Source organism: Enterobacter sp. ENT02, from assembly GCF_019219165.1.
GTDB classification, from domain to species: domain Bacteria; phylum Pseudomonadota; class Gammaproteobacteria; order Enterobacterales; family Enterobacteriaceae; genus Enterobacter; species Enterobacter mori.
In genome coordinates, this window is the sequence record NZ_JAHUWD010000003.1 from 335,102 (window position 1) to 353,785 (window position 18,684).

Annotated in this window: 13 protein-coding genes and 1 tRNA gene; 7 read left to right on the top strand and 7 right to left on the bottom strand. The window is 50.3% G+C overall.

What is annotated here, in order from left to right:
- Window positions 1-5: 5 nt before the first annotated feature.
- Entirely contained in the window at window positions 6-2,444 is a 2,439-nt protein-coding gene (gene pgaA / locus KW829_RS12580) for a poly-beta-1,6 N-acetyl-D-glucosamine export porin PgaA (protein ID WP_218308338.1), read from the bottom strand.
- 672 nt (window positions 2,445-3,116) lie between these two features.
- Between pgaA and KW829_RS12585 the strand changes: the two genes are divergently transcribed.
- Complete coding sequence (locus tag KW829_RS12585; protein WP_010435537.1) at window positions 3,117-3,644, top strand: helix-turn-helix domain-containing protein; 528 nt, start codon at window positions 3,117-3,119, stop codon at window positions 3,642-3,644.
- 61 nt (window positions 3,645-3,705) lie between these two features.
- Here KW829_RS12585 and KW829_RS12590 read toward each other — a convergent pair whose 3' ends face one another.
- Both KW829_RS12590 and KW829_RS12595 read right to left on the bottom strand, forming a co-directional pair.
- On the bottom strand, window positions 3,706-6,708 hold the full coding sequence (locus KW829_RS12590; protein WP_218308339.1) for an autotransporter outer membrane beta-barrel domain-containing protein: 3,003 nt from the start codon (window positions 6,706-6,708) through the stop codon (window positions 3,706-3,708).
- A 114-nt stretch (window positions 6,709-6,822) separates the two neighbouring features.
- On the bottom strand, window positions 6,823-7,137 hold the full coding sequence (locus KW829_RS12595; RefSeq protein WP_010435531.1) for a lipoprotein: 315 nt from the start codon (window positions 7,135-7,137) through the stop codon (window positions 6,823-6,825).
- Window positions 7,138-7,312: 175 nt separating this feature from the next.
- Between KW829_RS12595 and KW829_RS12600 the strand changes: the two genes are divergently transcribed.
- From KW829_RS12600 to KW829_RS12615, 4 genes are all read left to right on the top strand, one after another.
- Window positions 7,313-7,945 (top strand): response regulator transcription factor, encoded by a 633-nt coding sequence (locus KW829_RS12600; RefSeq protein ID WP_010435529.1) that lies wholly within the window; start codon window positions 7,313-7,315, stop codon window positions 7,943-7,945.
- The gene (locus tag KW829_RS12605) at window positions 7,942-9,735 is read left to right on the top strand and encodes a hybrid sensor histidine kinase/response regulator (RefSeq protein ID WP_218308340.1); all 1,794 of its coding nucleotides are present in this window, start codon (window positions 7,942-7,944) and stop codon (window positions 9,733-9,735) included. The genes KW829_RS12600 and KW829_RS12605 overlap by 4 nt, the downstream gene beginning before the upstream one ends.
- A gap of 101 nt (window positions 9,736-9,836) precedes the next feature.
- On the top strand, window positions 9,837-10,130 hold the full coding sequence (locus tag KW829_RS12610) for a DUF1778 domain-containing protein (RefSeq protein ID WP_218308341.1): 294 nt from the start codon (window positions 9,837-9,839) through the stop codon (window positions 10,128-10,130).
- Window positions 10,127-10,618: a GNAT family N-acetyltransferase gene (locus KW829_RS12615; protein WP_010435526.1), complete on the top strand. Its 492-nt coding sequence runs from the start codon at window positions 10,127-10,129 to the stop codon at window positions 10,616-10,618. Before KW829_RS12610 ends, KW829_RS12615 begins: the two co-directional genes overlap by 4 nt.
- A gap of 151 nt (window positions 10,619-10,769) precedes the next feature.
- On the opposite strand, the gene KW829_RS12620 is transcribed toward KW829_RS12615, so the two are convergent.
- Both KW829_RS12620 and KW829_RS12625 read right to left on the bottom strand, forming a co-directional pair.
- A complete protein-coding gene (locus tag KW829_RS12620) occupies window positions 10,770-12,464 on the bottom strand; it encodes a hypothetical protein (RefSeq protein WP_218308342.1) in 1,695 nt (564 codons plus the stop codon).
- Window positions 12,461-14,371, bottom strand: coding sequence for a hypothetical protein (locus KW829_RS12625; protein ID WP_218308343.1), 1,911 nt, complete (start codon window positions 14,369-14,371; stop codon window positions 12,461-12,463). The genes KW829_RS12620 and KW829_RS12625 overlap by 4 nt, the downstream gene beginning before the upstream one ends.
- 514 nt (window positions 14,372-14,885) lie before the next feature.
- On the opposite strand from KW829_RS12625, the gene KW829_RS12630 reads away from it, so the two are divergent.
- Window positions 14,886-15,338, top strand: coding sequence for a hypothetical protein (locus KW829_RS12630; protein WP_218308344.1), 453 nt, complete (start codon window positions 14,886-14,888; stop codon window positions 15,336-15,338).
- 43 nt (window positions 15,339-15,381) lie between these two features.
- Here the strand turns inward: KW829_RS12630 and KW829_RS12635 are convergent.
- Window positions 15,382-15,457: transfer RNA gene (locus tag KW829_RS12635), tRNA-Phe, on the bottom strand.
- Between the two features lie 95 nt (window positions 15,458-15,552).
- Window positions 15,553-16,266 (bottom strand): DUF554 domain-containing protein, encoded by a 714-nt coding sequence (locus tag KW829_RS12640; protein WP_108416254.1) that lies wholly within the window; start codon window positions 16,264-16,266, stop codon window positions 15,553-15,555.
- Between the two features lie 181 nt (window positions 16,267-16,447).
- On the opposite strand from KW829_RS12640, the gene KW829_RS12645 reads away from it, so the two are divergent.
- Window positions 16,448-18,583: an ornithine decarboxylase gene (locus tag KW829_RS12645; RefSeq protein ID WP_089599953.1), complete on the top strand. Its 2,136-nt coding sequence runs from the start codon at window positions 16,448-16,450 to the stop codon at window positions 18,581-18,583.
- Window positions 18,584-18,684 lie beyond the last annotated feature (101 nt).

An 18,684-nucleotide genomic window follows, 5' to 3' on the forward strand; every position in this document is an offset into this window, starting at 1 on the left:
CATCCTTAAAAGCGTAAAGTCGCGTCAAACGTGACGGAGAGGTTGCTCTCGCGTTTGCCGTCGTAAGGGCGCTTATCCCAGTTCAGCATCACGCCGGTATCGATAACGTTGTTCCACTGAACGCGTTGTCCGTAACTCAGCAGGGCGATGGCGCCAGCGGACTGATTTTTCTGCCAGTAGCTGCCGCCTCCCGCCACGACCTGCTGGCTCCAGAGGGTGTCGTAATGGCGATACATCTCATGGTCAACGGCCAGGGCAGCCGTCACGGACAGATCCCGCGCCGGGTTGTAATAGAGCGTGTCCCGCTGGCTGTTTTTACTGGCGGCGATCCCCGGTTCGAGATCCAGCGTCAGGGACGGGGTCTGCCAGAGACGCTCCTTACCCGTGAGGGTGTATTCCTGGCGACGGTTATGATCGGAGAAGCGGCTGAGGGCGGCGCTGAACTGGTACTCACGCCGCTCGTTTTGGTACCAGCGCACCCCGCCTTCACCCCGGTTGGCGCTAATTCCGTTGCGTAACGCCCGAAGGGGCGTAGTGCGCGACAGGCGCTCAAGGCTGCCGCTGACCTGCCAGCGATCGGTCGCAAAGTACGTCGTTGAGAGGCGAGCGCCCGGCTTGTTTTCACCGTGATAGCGGTTGCTGGAGAGTTCGGCCTCGAGCTGCAAGTCGCGTGGCCGCCATTCGACGCCGCCCAAAAGGTGACGGCTGGCACCTTTGCCCTCATCGAAATGACTCTGCGCGTAGCGGGCACCTGCAAACAGCCGCCAGCTATCCGCTACGGGTGGGCCATAGAGCGTGGCGTCCCAGTTCAGGTCGTGTGTCCCGCTGACGGGGTTATCTGAGTGCAAGCCCTTGCCCGCGTTGAGGCGCAGTTCGGACATGTGGTGGACCGTTCGGAGCCTGTCGAGACGCCTGGCGCTGCGGTCGGCGGGCGCGCGCGCCAGCACGTCGTCGGCCAGTAAATCCATCTGTCGCCACGCCTGCAGGTCCATCGCGAGGTAGGCCTGCTGTTGCTCTAGCTCTGTATTGGACGGCTCCAGCGCCTCCGCCGTTTTCAGCTTTTGCTCGGCCGCGCGCGGCAGGCCCCGCGCCTGAAGCAGGGTGGCGTAGTCAATCTGTAGCCCCTGATTGCCCGGCGCCGTTGTCGCCAGACGGTGCGCCAGCGTTTCGGCTTCCGGCAGGGCATTCGTCGCCAGCAAATAGTTAAAACGGAGCGACTGCCCGGTAAGCCACCGATCGTTCGGCTGAGGGGTAGGGGAGCCAAAGTCGTAACGGGTCCAGGGGACGTCGCGGGTCTGGCGCTCAACGTACTGGCGGGCGGCCTCGTACTCTCCCGTATCCAGCCAGGCGTAAAAAAGCGCGTGCTCCTCATCCTGCGGGTCGGAAGCATATTGCGGATAGCGTTGCAGAAGCGCGAAGGCGGCGGTCGCGTTTTTCTCCTGCAGATACGCGGAGATGACCCAGCCAATTGCCCAGCCCGGCACCGGATGCTGGGCTGCCGTAAGATCCTGATATTCGCTTATCACCTTTGGGTAATCAGCATGGGCGTACAGCGCGCCAAGCCTGTCGATACGCGCAAGGACGACGTCTTCCGCCGCCTGCGGCTCGTTTTGCCAGCGAGCAAGCAGGGTGTCGTAACGATTCAGCGCGGATTGCGCAAGCTGCAGGCGCTCCTTTTCTGTTCTGCCTGGCACATCGGCAAGGCGAACCCGTTCGGCGGCGGCATTACGCTCAAGACGTCGACGCTCCGCGGGAGACAGCGTCACGCTTTGTGAAAGCTGGAGCGCGGGGGTATTCACCCGGTTATCCGTAAGCGCGTCGATCAGCTCGCTGAGGAGCGCTTTATTCTCAGGTGCGATATTCAGCGCGCGCGTGTCTGCCAGCAGCCGATCCCAGCTTTTCCCCTGGCGTAACCAGACATAGGAGAGCGTCTGAAGATGCGCTTGAGAGGGATTTTCCGCCACCAGCCGTTGGGCTTCCTGCAGGGCAAGCGTATCTATGCGGGCATCGGCCAGGGTTTTTATATAGCCGATACGATAATCGTCGTTATCCGGCGCAAGGCTACGCGCCTCTTTCCAGAGCGCCAGGGCTGGCTGCCACGCTTTTTGATTTCGCCTGGATTGCGCGACGGCAGCAACGCCGCGGGCAGGCAGCGGCATATAAATGCCATAACGCTGCCAGACCTGAATAACCTCGTCATCATGACCCGCCCAGGCTGCCACCTGTAACCAGTCCGCAACGTGTTCAGGTGTCAGGGCATGCTGCTGCTGATAACGCTGAAGATAATCGAGAAACGGCGTGTAATTACCGTTACGCGCCTGTTGAATCTGTTGCTCATAAACGGATTCAGTCGCCTGAGCCAGAACAGGAAAGAGGAATAACAGGAACAATAATGTTGGGGTGCGATAAAAGAATAACGTATTGAAGCGAAGCGATCTTTCCATATCTATTTGCCATTTGTTTATCGTGAATCCATTGCATAACACGGCCGCCTTTAAACTCAGCGTTAAAGGCCATAAATGAGAACATTAAATCTAAATGCAGTGATGTTGTGGGATACTTACCTAAAGGTAATTATGGATCCTTATCTCAGGGGATTGGGTGAAAGCTAATGTACACCTGATATGTTGCCTGATAAATATGTTGAAAAGCGGGTTTATCGTTTTGAGATAATTCTGTATCGAGCGGTTTTTAACGTTTTTATTGAATTGACTATTTATTTGTAACTCATTGAAAGTTATTTATTTTATTTTTATTGTGACAGCCTGTTATATATTTTTTATGCGGTTTTGCTGTGTCAATTAAAGTACTTTCTGGTACATATTTGGGAAGTTTCATGACAAAAATTCTTAATGTTTAGAGAAGTGACTTTTCTGCGATTGTTTTTTATTTATAATTAATGGCGGCCATTGAATGATAGTCTACAGGAAGTCTTTCTCATCAATGTCTGTATTGAGGGATATCCAAAGCCAGAATACATTTATCGTTAAAATAACAGCGCTATAAAACGAAGGCGGCCTTCTTTCTGAAGGATCGTTCTTGCTTTAATCTAAAAGGGATGGTTAGTGGCAACTTCAATAGTGTTAGTGACTCAGGATCGCTACCTTGTGAGGGGGATGCGGATTTTTTTTCCGGATATTATCCTGCTCGACAAGATTGACAGAAACATATTTGATAACGGTGCAGATGAATATTCTGTGTTGATTGATAGTCGTGCTCCGCTCCGTTTATATGATTACCTGATACGCCATCCGGCCAGAACGAAAAAAACAATCTGCTGCGTTATGCTTGATATGCGACACCGCGAGGAGAATCTGCTCAGTATGAAGTTATTTATGAACACGTCGCTCACCGCGCCAGATATGGCCTCGCTGTTTAATCTGATTCTTAATATGAAGGGCAGACGCCTGACCACGAGGTGGCTACTTAATTTACGGCCGGGCACGCACGAAGCGATCATGTTGCGGTTGCTGAGGGCAGGGATGTCGATGGAAGCCATTGCCGAGGAGCTGAATACGTCGGTGAAAAGCCTCTATCGCAAACGAACGACGCTCTCGGAACGCCTGGGAGTGGAGAACTTCAACGAGGCGTGTTTGTTTATCTTTAAAAACAAACTGCTGGACGCAGGTGGGAACGATCCCTGAATTCCTGAGTGCCCAAAAGCAAGAACCCGCCACAAGTGCGGGTTCTTTTAATAGAAATGATTCAGAACGACCAGCGCAGATTCGCGTTAACCGAGTTGACGCGGGTATCCGCACCATATTGCCCCTGATAACCCACATCCAGCGTCGCCGCTCGAGACAGCTGTACGCTCACGCCGATATCACCCACCATCACGTCCTCATCCACGGCCTGACCCTGAGTAATGAACGTGTCGCTGCCCGCAAACGCCATGCGCGAAGAGGTGTTCTTATCGCCATAGGCGTGCTGCCAGCCCAACGAACCGTAGAGGTTAACGTTCTTCGGTAGCTCGGTCACACCGCGCACCCCGAGGGTGGAATAGAAGGTGTTCATCGTTTCGTTACGTACGCTCAGCGCGGCGGCACCGCCGTCTTCCCTGAAGCTGTCGGTATGCAGTCGGACGTACGATAAATTGACGAACGGCTCAATATTCATATCAGGCTGGCCGAAACGGTAGCCCGCTTCGGTGAACGCCAGCAGCGAGTTGGCGTCGTAATCCGACTTCAGACGATCCGAGAAGCCGCTGAAATCAACAGTGCGCTCGCCTTCGATCTTGTGCCAGGTATAACCCAGCGCGCCGCGCAGGGAGAACGCATCCTGTTGACCCGCTGCATACAGGCCAAGATGGTAGTTGTCGGTATCCGTTGAGGAACGACGGCTATCGACGTCGTAATCACCGCGGCTGTAGCCGAAGTAGCCACCAACACGCACGTTATGATCCGCCAGCTTGCGATCTGCCCCCAGCAGGAAGCCGGTGGTATTGCCATCCAGCTTGCCCACGTTACCGTCGCCGTTGTTTCGGCTCCATGAACTGAAGGTCTGACCCCAGACGCCGTTATTTTGCGGCTCCGGCTGCTGCACCAGCGACATCGCTAACGGTGGTATCGGCAGGCTGTCGTTATCAAATGCGCGCTGCATACGCTGGTTTAACACGTTAAACACCTGCGTGCTGCCCGCGATCAGGTTGGACTGCATTGACGGATAAACTTCACCGGACAGCTGGTTGAACGCCTCGCGCGCTTCCGGCGCGCTCAGCACCAGCAGCGAGTTGTACAGCGCCAGCGACGGGCCGCTTTGCGTCAGCGTGGAGAGCGCACCGGCGGTATTCCACTGGTTGCTGCTTTTGGCCACGGTCTGGAAAATGCCCGGCTTGCCGCTGCCCGGGTTTTCACCGCCAGGATTCTCACCGCCCGGGTTTTCGCCTCCGGGATTTTCGCCTCCGGGATTCTCACCTCCCGGATTTTCGCCTCCAGGATTCTCGCCGCCGGTCTCTTTCTGGGCGATGGTCAGATCGACGGCGTTGGTGCCCTGCTTCAGCGCCACGTCCAGGAAGGCAGATTTGGAGATCGCCCCCGCGAACTGACCGTCAATTCCCCCGTCCGAGGTTAAAATGCGATAGCTTTGGCCCGTTTTGTAGCTGGTTTGCGGGTCCAGCGCGGTGACCTGTACTTTAGCCTGGTCGCTGATGGTGGTTTTGCCCGATACCAGCAGCTGGTCGCTACGACCATCTCCGGCAATATCAACATCATAGAAGGATTCGCCGACAAAGTTCAGATAGCGTTTCAGCGTCAACGTACCGATATTGCCGTCACCGGGCGAGATATGCCCGCCGGACAGGATCTCGGTCTGGCCCAGCGTGCCGTTCCCCCCAAGCGTGCCGCCGGCTTTGATTGACGCGGCGCTGCTGTAGCCCAGCCCGTTGCTAACGTCGGATCCCGCCGTCGCGTTGAGGATCAGCGTTCCGCCGTTCTCGGCGCTAAGGGTCTGAATATCAAAAATATCGTCTTCTGGCTGGGTGTTGATATTGCTGGCAATAATGACTTTGCCACCGCGCGCGGTCACGTTCGCCTGCAGGGCTGAAAGATCGCCGTTTAGCGTTGTCTGCCCGGAGGTATTGATCACCTCACCTTCACCGCTCATCGTGTTGCTGAAGACGTAATTTCCGTCGGTATGGTTGAAGTAGACATAGCTGCCGAACAGCCCGCCACGCAGGCTGATTGCCGTATTCGCATCGAGAGTACCCGCGCCACCCGCTGTGCCAAGCGTTGGCTCAGTTAAACCCGTGCCGGTGTCCATATTGCCGCGGCTGCCGATGATGAGCGCACCCCGGTTCGAACCGGAACCCGAAGTCCCCACGATCAGCGTATTGCTACCAGCGGAAAATGAACCGCCGTCAATCACAGACAGCACGCCATTGCCATAATCGCCCACGCTCACGCTGCTAACGCTGGTAAAGCGTGAGTCTTTGCCCGCAATAACCAGCTCGGCGGTTTTACCCGCCCCGGAGACGCCCGCCACCTGCGCGCCGCCAACGTTAACCGTTCCACCGTTCAGCACGTCCAGATCGCCATAAAGCGTCAATGTACGGCCAACATTCCACTGTGAACCGCTCCCCGTGACGGTGGCTTTCGGGCTCAGCGTGTCGGTTTCACCCGGCCCGGTACCGTTGCCGATGCGCGCATCGTAGGCGGTGCTGAGCGCCGCGCCGTCTTCAATCGCCAGCGTGGAGCGTGCCCCCAGATCGGTGCCTACGCTGAGAAAATTACTGGTCACGCGAGAACCCGCACCCGTGGCGATAAGGTGGCTGTCGTAGCCGCGGGTGGTGCCGACAACGATCTCCTTCGCGCTCGCCAGCGCGCCCTCTTCGACACGCAGGGTGCCGAGGCCAAGATTAAGGTCACCGCGCAGGACGTACTGATCGTTCACCGCGTTAAGCTCAGCGTTTGGCCCACGAACCGTGACGACGCTTTCATAAATTTGGCCATCGAACAGTCGACCGATATTGATGTTATAGGCGGTGATTTTGCCATTATCGATCAGCAGGTTTCCGCGTTGATTACGTCCAACGTAAACATCTCCGGTGTAACCCAGCGTTTCGGTAATACGCGCGTCGCCATCAAAAATTGCATCGGCTGCACGTGCGAAATCGGCAGGTGAAAGCAGTAACAGCGGCGCGGAAAATAGAGCGAGGTAAAGTCTGGAAAGCGGCGTCTTAACCGCTAAAGCATGCGATGTAGAGTTATTCACGGGCTATCTCCGTACTCATTAGCGTGATGTCTGGAAAATCGTTTTTATGAAAACTCAGATACGTCAGAAAATATAAAAGGCGTTATTTATGTACGCCTTTTGATTTGAAGTTAATTATTTATGAGTGACGACAGGGGTACAGGTTGGCGCGCTGAGTGTCGGTGCGGATCCTAAAATCCCAGGCATCATCATTGATGAGCAATCGAAAATACGCCCTTTTTCCGTCGTGGCGCGATAAGACAGCTTTTGTCCACCCAGTGCGTCCGGCTGGGCGCCATTTACATTGGTCACGGTTATTTCATCTGATGAGCCCAGCCCCAGCATTTTAGCGGTCTCCGCCTGCAGGAGTGGAATAGCCTGATCGGTTTTCAGCGTGGAACAACCGGTTAGCATCAACGTAACGGTTAAAAAGACGAGAGGTTTTTTCATAAATTATCCTTGATATCCAATCAGTTAATTTCACTGATTGTATTTATGTTTTCATTTACTCAAATCAGCGAATAATATATTTCCCTTTCCTAATCGAAAAAACCCTCCTAAAGTAGGGTGGGTAGATAATAATTCATCTGTACTCTCAGATATGCGAAGGTTAAAGGAGGACCCTTTGGGACAGAATTATGCGTTGGTCGTTGATGACCATCCATTGGTAGCTAGCGGCATCGCCAATTATCTGATTACACATTGCCAATTTAAGCAGGCGTATGTGGTGACGAATGAAGACGATTGCTACCGTCAAATTAGGGATAATGGCCCACCACGTTTGCTGGTAATCGATTTTTGGCTCTCGTCCGGAACGGCGTTGAAATTACTCAAAGAAGTGAAACAACTTTACCCACAGATACGACTCCTGGTGGTCAGCGGGGATGACAATAATGATCTCTGGCGGAAAGTTCATGCCGCCGGGGGGCACGGTTTTGTATTGAAAAGCGAACCGCCTGAAATGTTCTCACAGGCCGTTTTCGCACTCACTAATAATTTGACGTGGTTCCCTGATGGAAGCGAAATTTCCGTTCAGTCGAATAATGAGAAGTTAAGTAAATTTAACTTAACGCCGCGGCAAATAGATGTATTAAATATGATTATGCGTGGCCTGCCAAATAAAAGAATCGCCGCACAGCTTTCAATTTCTGAGCCCACGGTCAAAGAACACATCAGCAATATATTGAAAAAGATAGGTGTTAACAGCAGGGTAGAGGCCATCACGCTTCTGCATGGCAAGCAGGAACCGTCGGAATGAGGTTTTTCCAGAGCTTACAGAACGAGGGTATCTCTCCTCCGGCGCAGATCCGTTTGCTAAACAACACCTTTCTGCGGCTGGTGTTTAGCTTTAGCGCGGTGCCCTTTGTCGGGATCCCTTTCGCCATCTGGATTTATATGCTTGGGGATGACCTCGGCCCAACGATTACCTGGATAATCATTTATCTGCTATGTGCAGTGGCGATACGAATATTGCATCGACGCTATCAGCGCGAAGCGAAAGACAATATTGAAAAGGACGTGCTGCGTCGCTGGCTTCCGCGTATTAATAATATCGCCTTTGTCCACGGGCTGGGCATTTCATCACTCTATTTAATTACCCCGCAGACGCAGAACTTTGACTTTTTCCTGCTCCTTAATATCAGCATCGCCGCTATCGTCGCCGCCAATGCGACGCATCTGACGCCGGTCATCAGCACTTTTACGCGCTTTTTCTTCGCCTCCTGGGGGGTGCTGAACCTCGGCATTATCTGGCGGCTGGATGAGTTAATGTTCATCGTGCTCATGCTGAATCTGCTTTACGGCTTCGCGATTTACCGCCATGCATTAACTTCACACGCTTTCTTTATACAGCAAGCGCTTCTTGAGGAAAAAAGCTCGCGCCTGGCGGAACAGTTTCGTCAGGCCAAAGAGGACGCGGAGCAGGCTCTGCTGGATAAAAATCAGTTTCTGACAACCGCCAGCCACGATCTGCGCCAGCCCGTGCACGCCATGGGTTTTCTGATCGAAGCCATTCTCCACCGAAACCGGGACGATAGCCTGACGCCGCAACTCCTTGACCTGCAGCAGAGCGTTCGTTCGGTACATTTAATGCTCAACTCTCTGCTCGATCTCAGCAAAATTGAATCCGGGAATGTCCTTTCTGCCCCGACCAAAGTGGATATCGGCGCTCTGCTTGACTCGGTGATCACGCTGTTTCGCGAAGAGGCCAACAGCCGTGCCCTGCGACTGTCTACCCGTCGACCCAAACGCCGCATCTACGTGACAGGCGATCCGCTGCTGGTGCGACAATCCCTGATTAACCTGATTCAAAACGCCCTTCGCTACACGCTACAGGGGGGCGTACTGGTCGCCATCCGGCCACGCGGTGAGGAGTGTATGGTAGAGGTGTGGGATACGGGTGTCGGTATCGCCGATGACGAGAAAGGTAAAATCTTCTCACCTTACTACCGCCCTGAGCTGGCATGGAAGATTGACAGCGCCGGACACGGACTGGGACTGGCCGTAGTGGCCCGTTGTGCCAAGCTGATGAAGGTGAAGTACGGGATGCAATCCATTGAAGGTAAAGGCTCACGCTTCTGGATGCGCTTCACTCAATATGCTGGCGAAGACATCGCGCTGGACACCCAACCCGCCTGTGATAGCACCGCCACGCCGGTACGCTATGCACCGCTGCACGGTTCCTGCCTGGTCGTCGATGACGATCCGCTGGTGACGTCTGCCTGGGAGAGCCTGATGAGCGTATGGGGAATCAACGTGCGCTGCGCGGCCTCCGCTGAAGAAGCGTTCGCCATAATCGACGAGGGCTTTAAGCCGTTCGCCGTGCTGTGCGACCAGCGTCTGCGATCCGGTGAAAGCGGCTTCGACGTTCTTAAAGCGCTTTTTGAACGTCTGCCGGATATGAGCGGCGCGATAGTCAGCGGCGAATTTAATTCACCGGTTCTGCTGGAGGCAGAGCAGGAGGGGTACCTGGTGCTGCGTAAGCCTCTGGAGCCAGCTAAATTGTATGCGCTGCTGACGCAGTGGTCGGAATGTCGTGGATATAAATAAGTTGAAGTCCTTTCGGTTCGGTGCCTTTTAAAGCGTTGTAATGACATCTGCGTTACGCGTGTTGTATACTTAATATCCATTGAACAGAGGAGGACAACACCATGCCAGCTGCAAACACTATGGCGGTGAAACGCGAAACCCTTAACCTGCGCATCAGGCCTGCCGAGCGAGATCTTATCGATCGGGCAGCGAAAGCGAGAGGGAAAAACCGCACTGACTTCGTGCTGGAAGCAGCCCGCGCTGCTGCGGAAGAGGCACTGATCGAACAACGCATCATAATGGCCGATCCAGAGGCTTATCAGGAATTTCTGGCTCGTCTGGATCAGGCTCCAGCACCTAATGCCGCACTGAGTAAAACTATGCAGACCCCTGCGCCGTGGGAGCGGGAAAAATGATCTCTGCCCCAGAGCCCCTTCGCGCAGGGCATATTCTTACTCCATTTTGCTGTGGGGTAGATTCGATGGATAACTGGCTCAAGCAGCGGGCGATGAAAAATCAGGCCAGTGGTGCATCCCGTACATTTGTCTGTTGTGGCGGAGATTCTAACGTACTGGCTTATTACTCGCTGGCGTCCAGCGCGGTCACAACGAATACCGCACCCGGCCGCTTTCGTCGCAATATGCCCGATCCCATCCCTGTTGTAGTGCTGGGACGCCTGGCGGTAGATCAGTCTCTTCATGGGCAGGGCGTTGGTCGGGCGCTGGTACGCGACGCCGGGCTGCGGGTGATCCAGGTGGCGGAGACCATCGGCATCCGCGGAATGCTGGTTCACGCCCTATCGGATGAAGCGCGGGAATTTTATCTGCGGGTGGGGTTTGAGCCGTCGCCGATGGATCCGATGATATTGATGGTGACGTTAGGGGATTTGGTGGCGAGTATTTAGCATATATAAAGAACTCTTTCGTATTGAATAAAGAGCACTTCCAGTTCGAGCAGGCAACACCATGAATCAAAAGGTACTTCAAAAGGGACCAATGGGCTTTAAGATAACGCCCATTGGTGAAGCATGATATAAAACCGAAAAACGTAATTTATCACTCTGTTTTTTTTTGCATGCCATACCAAAGTACAGCGGGTACAGGAGTTCTAAAATGTCTACAGGCAATAAAATCGAGTATAATTAAACCTGCCTGTGTCGCACTTGACTCTTTGAAAATATTATATCTTTTGTTTTTCCGTAGTTCATCCATTCTCTTCTTGTAATCATTCATATTATCCGGAAAAGCTATTGGTGCCTCGGTCTCACCAGTGAAGGATTGAGCTGGATGAAAGTAAAGGTGTCTATAAAGGTCATTCGTTGGGTGCCATAGCTGGGAGCATATATTTTTATATGAATCTTTTATTCCAGTTAATAATGCGGAATATCCTTCTTCTTTTTCCAGTATCACACACCATCCCATTAAAGTGGGGATAATCCAGGACATGTTTGTTGTTTTTTCTTTTAAATATGCATCATCGCTATTGCATTCCATGCTAATAAGATCGTCAATAGAGTCTGTTGATATCGGATGTTCTCGTCCAATCCTGAGTACGTAGTCCAACCTACAAATTAGTTCTCTAAGCCATTTTTCGACAGCATCCTTTCTCCCCATCAGCGAAAGAAATATTAATCCAAGAGCAATTTCAATGGCATTCTCATCAAGACGTGGCGAACCAGATGCGGGATTGTTTATAATTAACGCACACAAGCTATCGGCAACGATATCGGCATTATGAATCTGAAGCGCACCTCCATTATTATCTTTCCTATGGGCGAGGAAAAAATTATTTAATCCGAGAGTTGCAAGTATACCAATTTGTTCAAATACAGTTATGTTGACCAGTGAACTTTCAGTTGAATATGAAGAAAGAATATATTTTCCATGGAAATATGGCTGAACTTTGGAAAAATATTCAGCTGAAATGTTAATGTAACTTTGCCATATAACTTCAAACGCAGGGAAGTATTTTTCTGGATCTTTTTCAAGATTGATACGGTGCCATACCCATAGTAGACATCGTTCAGATACAAACAAAGCTTGCTTAGTGTTGCCATCCTGTATTGCCCAGTAAGCTAATATATTAGCCGCGAGATAGCAGGTGCGGATTGACTTATCTAGTTCTACTTTATTGATCTCTTTAGTTTTTCTCCCCTCATCATCAAGCATCAGGATTCGTAGTAGTAACCGATGATAATCAATCCGTGAATAATCATTTTCACTAATCAATGATAGCGACTTTCTTAAATCGGTTCTGTCAATATCATTAAATATATGCTCGTTTAACATGTATTTTTCGATAAAAGTGGAAAGCTTATCTGCTCCCCAGAAATCAAACTCATGGGATTTATGATCATCAAGATATCCGGCCCAATTTTGATTTATCTCTTCTTTCATATCACCACTGGTGGATAAAATTATTTTCTTGGGAAGTTTTTTGTGTTTTGGTTGTAAATGATTTCTAAGGTAAACATCAAAAACTTCATTTAAACTCTGTCGTATGGACTGTGGCCCGCAATCCCATTCAGATCTACCAAGATCTTTTTGCTTAATTACAAATATAAATAGTTTTTTTTCTCCATCATCAGGATCTTTACCTATTGCAGCAATATCGACACCATATTGTCTTGTTCCCGTTTGTGTAGTAAATAGAGGAACGATACTCATTGATAATAATAAATTAGGCAATAGCCTGTCGAGTTCATTTCTCTCTTTCAATGTTCGAATATATTGAGAAATTAGTACTTTCATATTGTATCCTTTTTTGCTGTCTTGAACATTGCCAAGCGTAATTCATACCCAACATTGTCCATGACGTACCTTCGCGGAAGAGAATAGCTACTCGAAAATGGGTAAAGATATGATGGTTCACTATAGCCAGTACCAAAGTCATCATTGTAATAAAAAGAACCTATTCCTGCTTTTAGTTGTATGCGGGTAGCTATTTTAAATACAAGCGAATCTTCATTTATAGCCTCTTGGTTTTTGGCCATAACTTTATTCCGTTCTTTTTGAAAGGACAGTACATATGCTGAAGGTGGTTCGAATTCTTTTACTCTTGGATATGTTTTTAGAGAGTTAAGATAGTCTTCCGTACGAACAAGTATTTCGTCATATATTTTTAATAAGCGATTTCTTTTGTTCCTGATTTTATTTTTGCATTCTCGTATTAGCTCAATAACATAGTTTGGATAGTCAATGGCTATTTCATTTGATATGACAGATAATACCATTTTATCGGTTCTTTTATTTGCGTTATCAATATTCAGTAATGATAGTATGGAAGACATTAAATGTTTCTCATTAGTAATATAACCCAGAGTTCTTCGCACCAAAAAAATGAAATCTCTTTCAGTGAAATTATTAATAATTGGAAGGCTATAACTTAATGAATTACTACTATCATTAACCATTAAATATGTGGATAGTAATTGTGAAAACTCAGAGACTTCTGGAGTGTCATCTATAAGTGCCAATGTGAAAATTTCATTCGTTAATTCAATGGATTTAGTAGCTTGATATAAAAAACTCTCTAATTCCTGAGATTTTCTTACTATAGAAGCTTTCTTTATCATTACAAAGAGACAATTAATCAATAAATGATGTTTGGTTTCATCTTCAGTGAGTGATGATAAAATATGGAGTATTAACCCTCTGAGTTCGATATCATCTCCTGAGTTAATACAGATGATATTTATCCAGTCAGGAAAGTCAGCATGAGATTGTAACTTTTTAGCTGTTGCTATTTTTTGGCAAAGCAACGCTATTGTTTTTATATTTTTATCCTTGAGCAAATTAAGGATGACTTCACAAAATTCAGGTATTTTATCTACCGTATTTACGATTGCTTGTATAGCAGCATTGGAAATATCTGTAACCGGAGAAACAATTTTTTCTTTGATGATTAATTTTATTTCATTGTTACGATATTCTATATTATTTACCTCAACAAATCTGCCAAGTATCCACAAGGCTTGAGGAGACAAGATAACGTCACTTTCTTCTATGTCATCGAGCAAAATATCAATAGCTGATGTATAGTTTTCTTTTTTTAGTGAAAATAAGGCAATATTATAGAGGTGAAGAGTTTCTTGTTTTATATCTGAATGAAATTTATTAATTATCTTATGGCATTCTTGAGGGTTATTGGCTAGTCGTTCTCCTAACAGTGTAAACACTCCAGAATATTGATTGTATTTATTGTGAATGGCGGAGAAAAAATTAAACAAAGTATTTATATCTAGATTTTTAGAATGTTTTATAAATTGATCGGCCAGAGACGTAACTTCATATTGGTTACGTTCAGATGCGAGCAGCATCTGCCAAACATTGATTTTATCTTCATATAAACTGAGAAATATACCTGCGGTTGAACGATCATCACGCAAAGTCTTACCCCATATGCAAAAAGCAGTCTGTAGTATGATTTTCTCTGCATCAATGGAATCACTGTCTATTTCTGAGAAATAATGATGGGCAACATAATGATCTCTGTCTTCATAAGATGAAAAGATTAATTTGCCGTCCTTTAGACAGTAACCTTCAGATTTCTCTACGTTTAGAAATGAAAGCTCCTGTTCAGTGAGTTCATACTCCATTTCATCTGAGTTTGACAAAAAAATTTTATAAGCAATATCTTGAACAAGATTATCCTTCATTATCATACCTCCAATAAAGGCAGGATTATGCCTGTAAAGTTTAACTCTATGCTTTATAGCAGAAAAATGGGCTTGACCACCCTCATCAAATCAATGTCCGTGTTTTTTACCGTAAGCATAGTTATGTTTTGTGTGCAGTGGAAGAGGAGAGACTTGGTTTAAGGTACGGGCTGATACATAGAGAACTTGCTTCACCAGCTGTTTTTTTATTTTCTACGATCTATCTTCCATAACCTCGCTTGCTGCTATTGGCTAATTACAGTATCTTTTACCCGCACCTGCAAAATCAGGTGTCGGGCTTGACCTCCTGAAAATTGTTACAGGCGACATATGACGCGCCAGCGTCTTTTTTATGTCGTACGCACGGCTATACCTCAATGGCGGGCCGGGTGGGGGCGTCGTAAGGCGCGCCGGTTTCCTGTAACGCCGGTAAGGTCAACCCTGCTCGGTTCCGCCACCCGTGAGATTGACCTCTCCAGTGGCGGAAATATAAACGTTACAGGAGGATGCCACTATGGCTACTATCCCAACCTCGATTCACCCTTTATTTACCGTTCCCTTCAATCACAAAACCGACTTCACGGAACTCGCGGCCAACTGCGAGCGTTTTAGTGAAGCGCTGGTGGAGTGCCATGATCCTGTGCAGAAAATGGCGTTGTGCGGGCGGCTTTGCGCCTGTCTGGCCTTATTACAACCGACGTTGATGGAACCTGTGCCGGAGTTTTTAAAAGAGAGCCTGACGGTGGATGAAATACCATTGCATGTACCTGCTTTTGAAGTGGAAGCGGACCAGGTGGGGCATTACTGCCAAGTACTGACACAATTGATAGTGAGTGGGTCTCTGACGGTGGAAGCCGAAAGAGTCATCAGTGATTTACTGTATGAACTGGTGGGATATTACGCCGAAACGTTAAAAGCACCGCGTTGGCTAAGAACAAAAGAAGGAAGCATTGAGCTGCTAGATTAGCCCAAAAGCAAAAAACCGCCACGAGGGCGGGTTCTTTAAATAGTGGTGCCCGGACTCGGAATCGAACCAAGGACACGGGGATTTTCAATCCCCTGCTCTACCGACTGAGCTATCCGGGCAACGGGGCGCATTAAACCCGATCTGCCCCCTGCCGTCAACGAAAAATGTTGTTTTCGTTACAGACTGCGCAATCTCTCACCATTTCGCCGTACTCTTAAGCGAAAAAGTGCGTCCAGAGCGCGGAGAGCGGCATGGCGAGCAGCAACGCGGGCAGCATGTTCACCACGGCAAACATCTTGATCCCGCAGATACGCAACCCTGTCGCCAGCAGCAGCAGGCCGCCAACCGCGGTGAAGTCCGCCATCATCGCAGGGGTAGTCAGGGGCAGGATCAGCGTGGCGCAGGTGGCAAGCGCAAGCTGGATCAGCAGCATCGGCACGCAAATCGCGGCAACGGCAATGCCGAGCGTGGTAGCAAAAATAGTGGCCGTAAAGAAATCAAGAAACGCCTTCGCAATCAATATGCTTGGGTCACCCGTCATCCCTTCCTGCATGGAACCGAAAATCCCGGTGCCGCTGGCGCAAAACAGAATAATTATCGCGACATAGTTTTGAATAAACGACTCGTGGGTGCCGTGTTTCGCCTTGCCCGGGCGGGCAATCAGGTTTTTGGCTTTGCCTACCGCATTATTGATGCCTTTTTCCAGGTAGCAAAATTCACCAATGAGCGCGCCGAGCAGGGTCGCGAGCACCATGACGGGCAGGTTGGCGCATTTGATCACTAAAAGGATGCCGATGCCTAACGAGGCCAGGCCAAATATGGAGGGCATCGAGGTGCGAATACGTTCCGGCAACCGCTGGCTTAACACTGCGCCGAGTACGCCGCCTAACAATACGGCACCGGCGTTGATAAAGGGTCCAATTACCACCGTTAACTCCTGTTACTTAATCATTGGTATTGCATGATTATGACACGACAACGCTGCATGACGCTTAGCTTTGCAAGGCTAAGTGCATACTGATTCCTTCTTGCGCCTAAAAATAAAAGGTGACATTATTGCGCGAATTTTCTCCTCCCTGTCTCACCGCCCGGTGAGGGTAACTGCGCCTATGAAAACCATGAAAATTGCCGTCAGCCGCGAGCTGGTCTCTACTGTGTCTACTCACCGGGAAATGGTGACGCTGGATAACACTGATTTTACCGATGTGGCGGCAGTGGTCATTACGGTCGCTGAAAGCTGTAGCGGCATCCTTGCGCTGCTGAAACGTACGGGCTTTCAGCTTCCGGTATTTATGTTCTCGCAGGAGCCGACGAATGTTCCTGAAGGTGTCACTGCTGTAATAGCAGGAAAAGCGCAGGAGTTCCTGGAACTGGAGTCTGCCGCCTGCCGTTACGAAGAGGATCTGCTGCCGCCTTTCTTCGACACCCTGAGCCAGTATGTTGCGATGGGCAACAGCACTTTTGCTTGCCCCGGGCATCAGCACGGCGCGTTTTTCAAAAAGCATCCCGCCGGGCGGCAGTTTTATGACTTCTTCGGTGAGAACGTGTTTCGCGCCGATATGTGCAACGCCGACGTAAAGCTGGGTGATTTGCTGATCCACGAAGGTTCCGCCAAGCACGCGCAAAAGTTCGCGGCAAAAGTCTTCAATGCCGATAAAACCTACTTCGTGCTGAACGGCACCTCAGCCGCGAATAAGGTTGTTACCAACGCGCTGCTGACCCGCGGCGATCTGGTGCTGTTCGACCGTAACAACCATAAATCTAATCATCACGGCGCGCTGATTCAGGCAGGGGCCACGCCGGTCTACCTTGAAGCGGCACGTAACCCATTTGGTTTTATCGGCGGGATTGACGAGCACTGCTTCGACGATGCGTATCTGCGAAATCAGATCCGTGACGTTGCCCCGGACAAGGCGGATGTGCCTCGCCCGTTCCGTCTGGCCATCATTCAACTGGGCACCTACGACGGGACGATCTACAACGCCCGTCAGGTGATCGATAAGATCGGCCACCTTTGCGACTACATCCTCTTTGACTCTGCCTGGGTAGGTTACGAACAATTTATCCCGATGATGGCGGAAACGTCCCCGCTGTTGCTGGAACTGAACGAGAACGATCCGGGAATTTTCGTGACCCAGTCGGTGCATAAGCAGCAGGCCGGGTTCTCACAAACGTCGCAGATCCATAAAAAGGATAACCACATTCGCGGTCAGGCACGTTTCTGCCCGCACAAGCGGCTGAACAATGCCTTTATGCTGCATGCCTCAACCAGCCCGTTTTATCCGCTGTTCGCGGCGCTGGACGTGAACGCCAAGATCCACGAAGGTGAAAGCGGACGCAGGCTGTGGGCGGAGTGCGTCGAACTGGGCATTGAAGCGCGCAAGGCGATCGTCGCCAACTGCCATATGATTAAACCCTTTATCCCACCGGTGGTGGCGGGGCGTCCGTGGCAGGATCATGCGACACACACCATCGCCAGCGAGCGTCGCTTCTTCAGCTTTGAGCCAGGCGCGAACTGGCACGGTTTTGACGGCTACGCCCGTGACCAGTATTTTGTTGACCCGTGCAAGCTGCTGCTGACCACGCCGGGTATCGATGCGGAAACCGGTAACTACACCGCGTTTGGTATCCCGGCGACAATTCTGGCGCACTACCTGCGTGAGAACGGCATCGTGCCGGAGAAGTGCGATCTCAACTCAATCCTGTTCCTGCTGACCCCTGCCGAAAGCAGCGAGAAGCTGGCGCAGCTGGTGGCGATGCTGGGACAGTTTGAACAGCACATTGAAGACGATACTCCGCTGGCCGACGTTCTGCCGACCATCTACCAGAAATATCCCGTGCGCTACCGTGATTACACGATCCGCCAGCTATGCCAGGAGATGCACGATCTCTACGTCAGCTTTAACGTGAAAGATCTGCAAAAGGCTATGTTCCGCCGGGAAAGCTTTCCCGACGTCGTGGTGAACCCACAGGATGCCAACCAGGAGTACATTCGCGGGAACGTGGAGCTGGTGCGTATTCGTGATGCCGGAGGACGCATTGCCGCTGAGGGCGCGCTGCCGTATCCGCCAGGGGTGCTGTGCGTGGTGCCGGGTGAAGTCTGGGGCGGGGCGGTACAGCGCTATTTTCTGGCGCTGGAGGAGGGCATCAATATGCTGCCGGGCTTCTCGCCGGAGCTGCAGGGTGTGTACAGCGAGAAGGATGCCGACGGGATTAAGCGGCTGTATGGGTATGTATTGAGATAGTGCGGGCTGTTGCCCTCACCCCTCACCCTAACCCTCTCCCCAAAGGGGAGAGGGGATTGCACGGAGCCGTCTTTTCCCCCTCGCCCCTTTGGGGAGAGGGC

Excerpts from the sequence above, each read along its gene's own strand:
- pgaA (WP_218308338.1), bottom strand. The coding sequence starts at position 2,444 with ATGGAAAGATCGCTTCGCTTCAATACGTTATTCTTTTATCGCACCCCA.
- KW829_RS12585 (WP_010435537.1), top strand. The coding sequence starts at position 3,117 with ATGCGGATTTTTTTTCCGGATATTATCCTGCTCGACAAGATTGACAGA.
- KW829_RS12595 (WP_010435531.1), bottom strand. The coding sequence starts at position 7,137 with ATGAAAAAACCTCTCGTCTTTTTAACCGTTACGTTGATGCTAACCGGT.
- KW829_RS12605 (WP_218308340.1), top strand. The coding sequence starts at position 7,942 with ATGAGGTTTTTCCAGAGCTTACAGAACGAGGGTATCTCTCCTCCGGCG.
- KW829_RS12610 (WP_218308341.1), top strand. The coding sequence starts at position 9,837 with ATGCCAGCTGCAAACACTATGGCGGTGAAACGCGAAACCCTTAACCTG.
- KW829_RS12615 (WP_010435526.1), top strand. The coding sequence starts at position 10,127 with ATGATCTCTGCCCCAGAGCCCCTTCGCGCAGGGCATATTCTTACTCCA.
- KW829_RS12620 (WP_218308342.1), bottom strand. The coding sequence starts at position 12,464 with ATGAAAGTACTAATTTCTCAATATATTCGAACATTGAAAGAGAGAAAT.
- KW829_RS12625 (WP_218308343.1), bottom strand. The coding sequence starts at position 14,371 with ATGAAGGATAATCTTGTTCAAGATATTGCTTATAAAATTTTTTTGTCA.
- KW829_RS12630 (WP_218308344.1), top strand. The coding sequence starts at position 14,886 with ATGGCTACTATCCCAACCTCGATTCACCCTTTATTTACCGTTCCCTTC.
- KW829_RS12645 (WP_089599953.1), top strand. The coding sequence starts at position 16,448 with ATGAAAACCATGAAAATTGCCGTCAGCCGCGAGCTGGTCTCTACTGTG.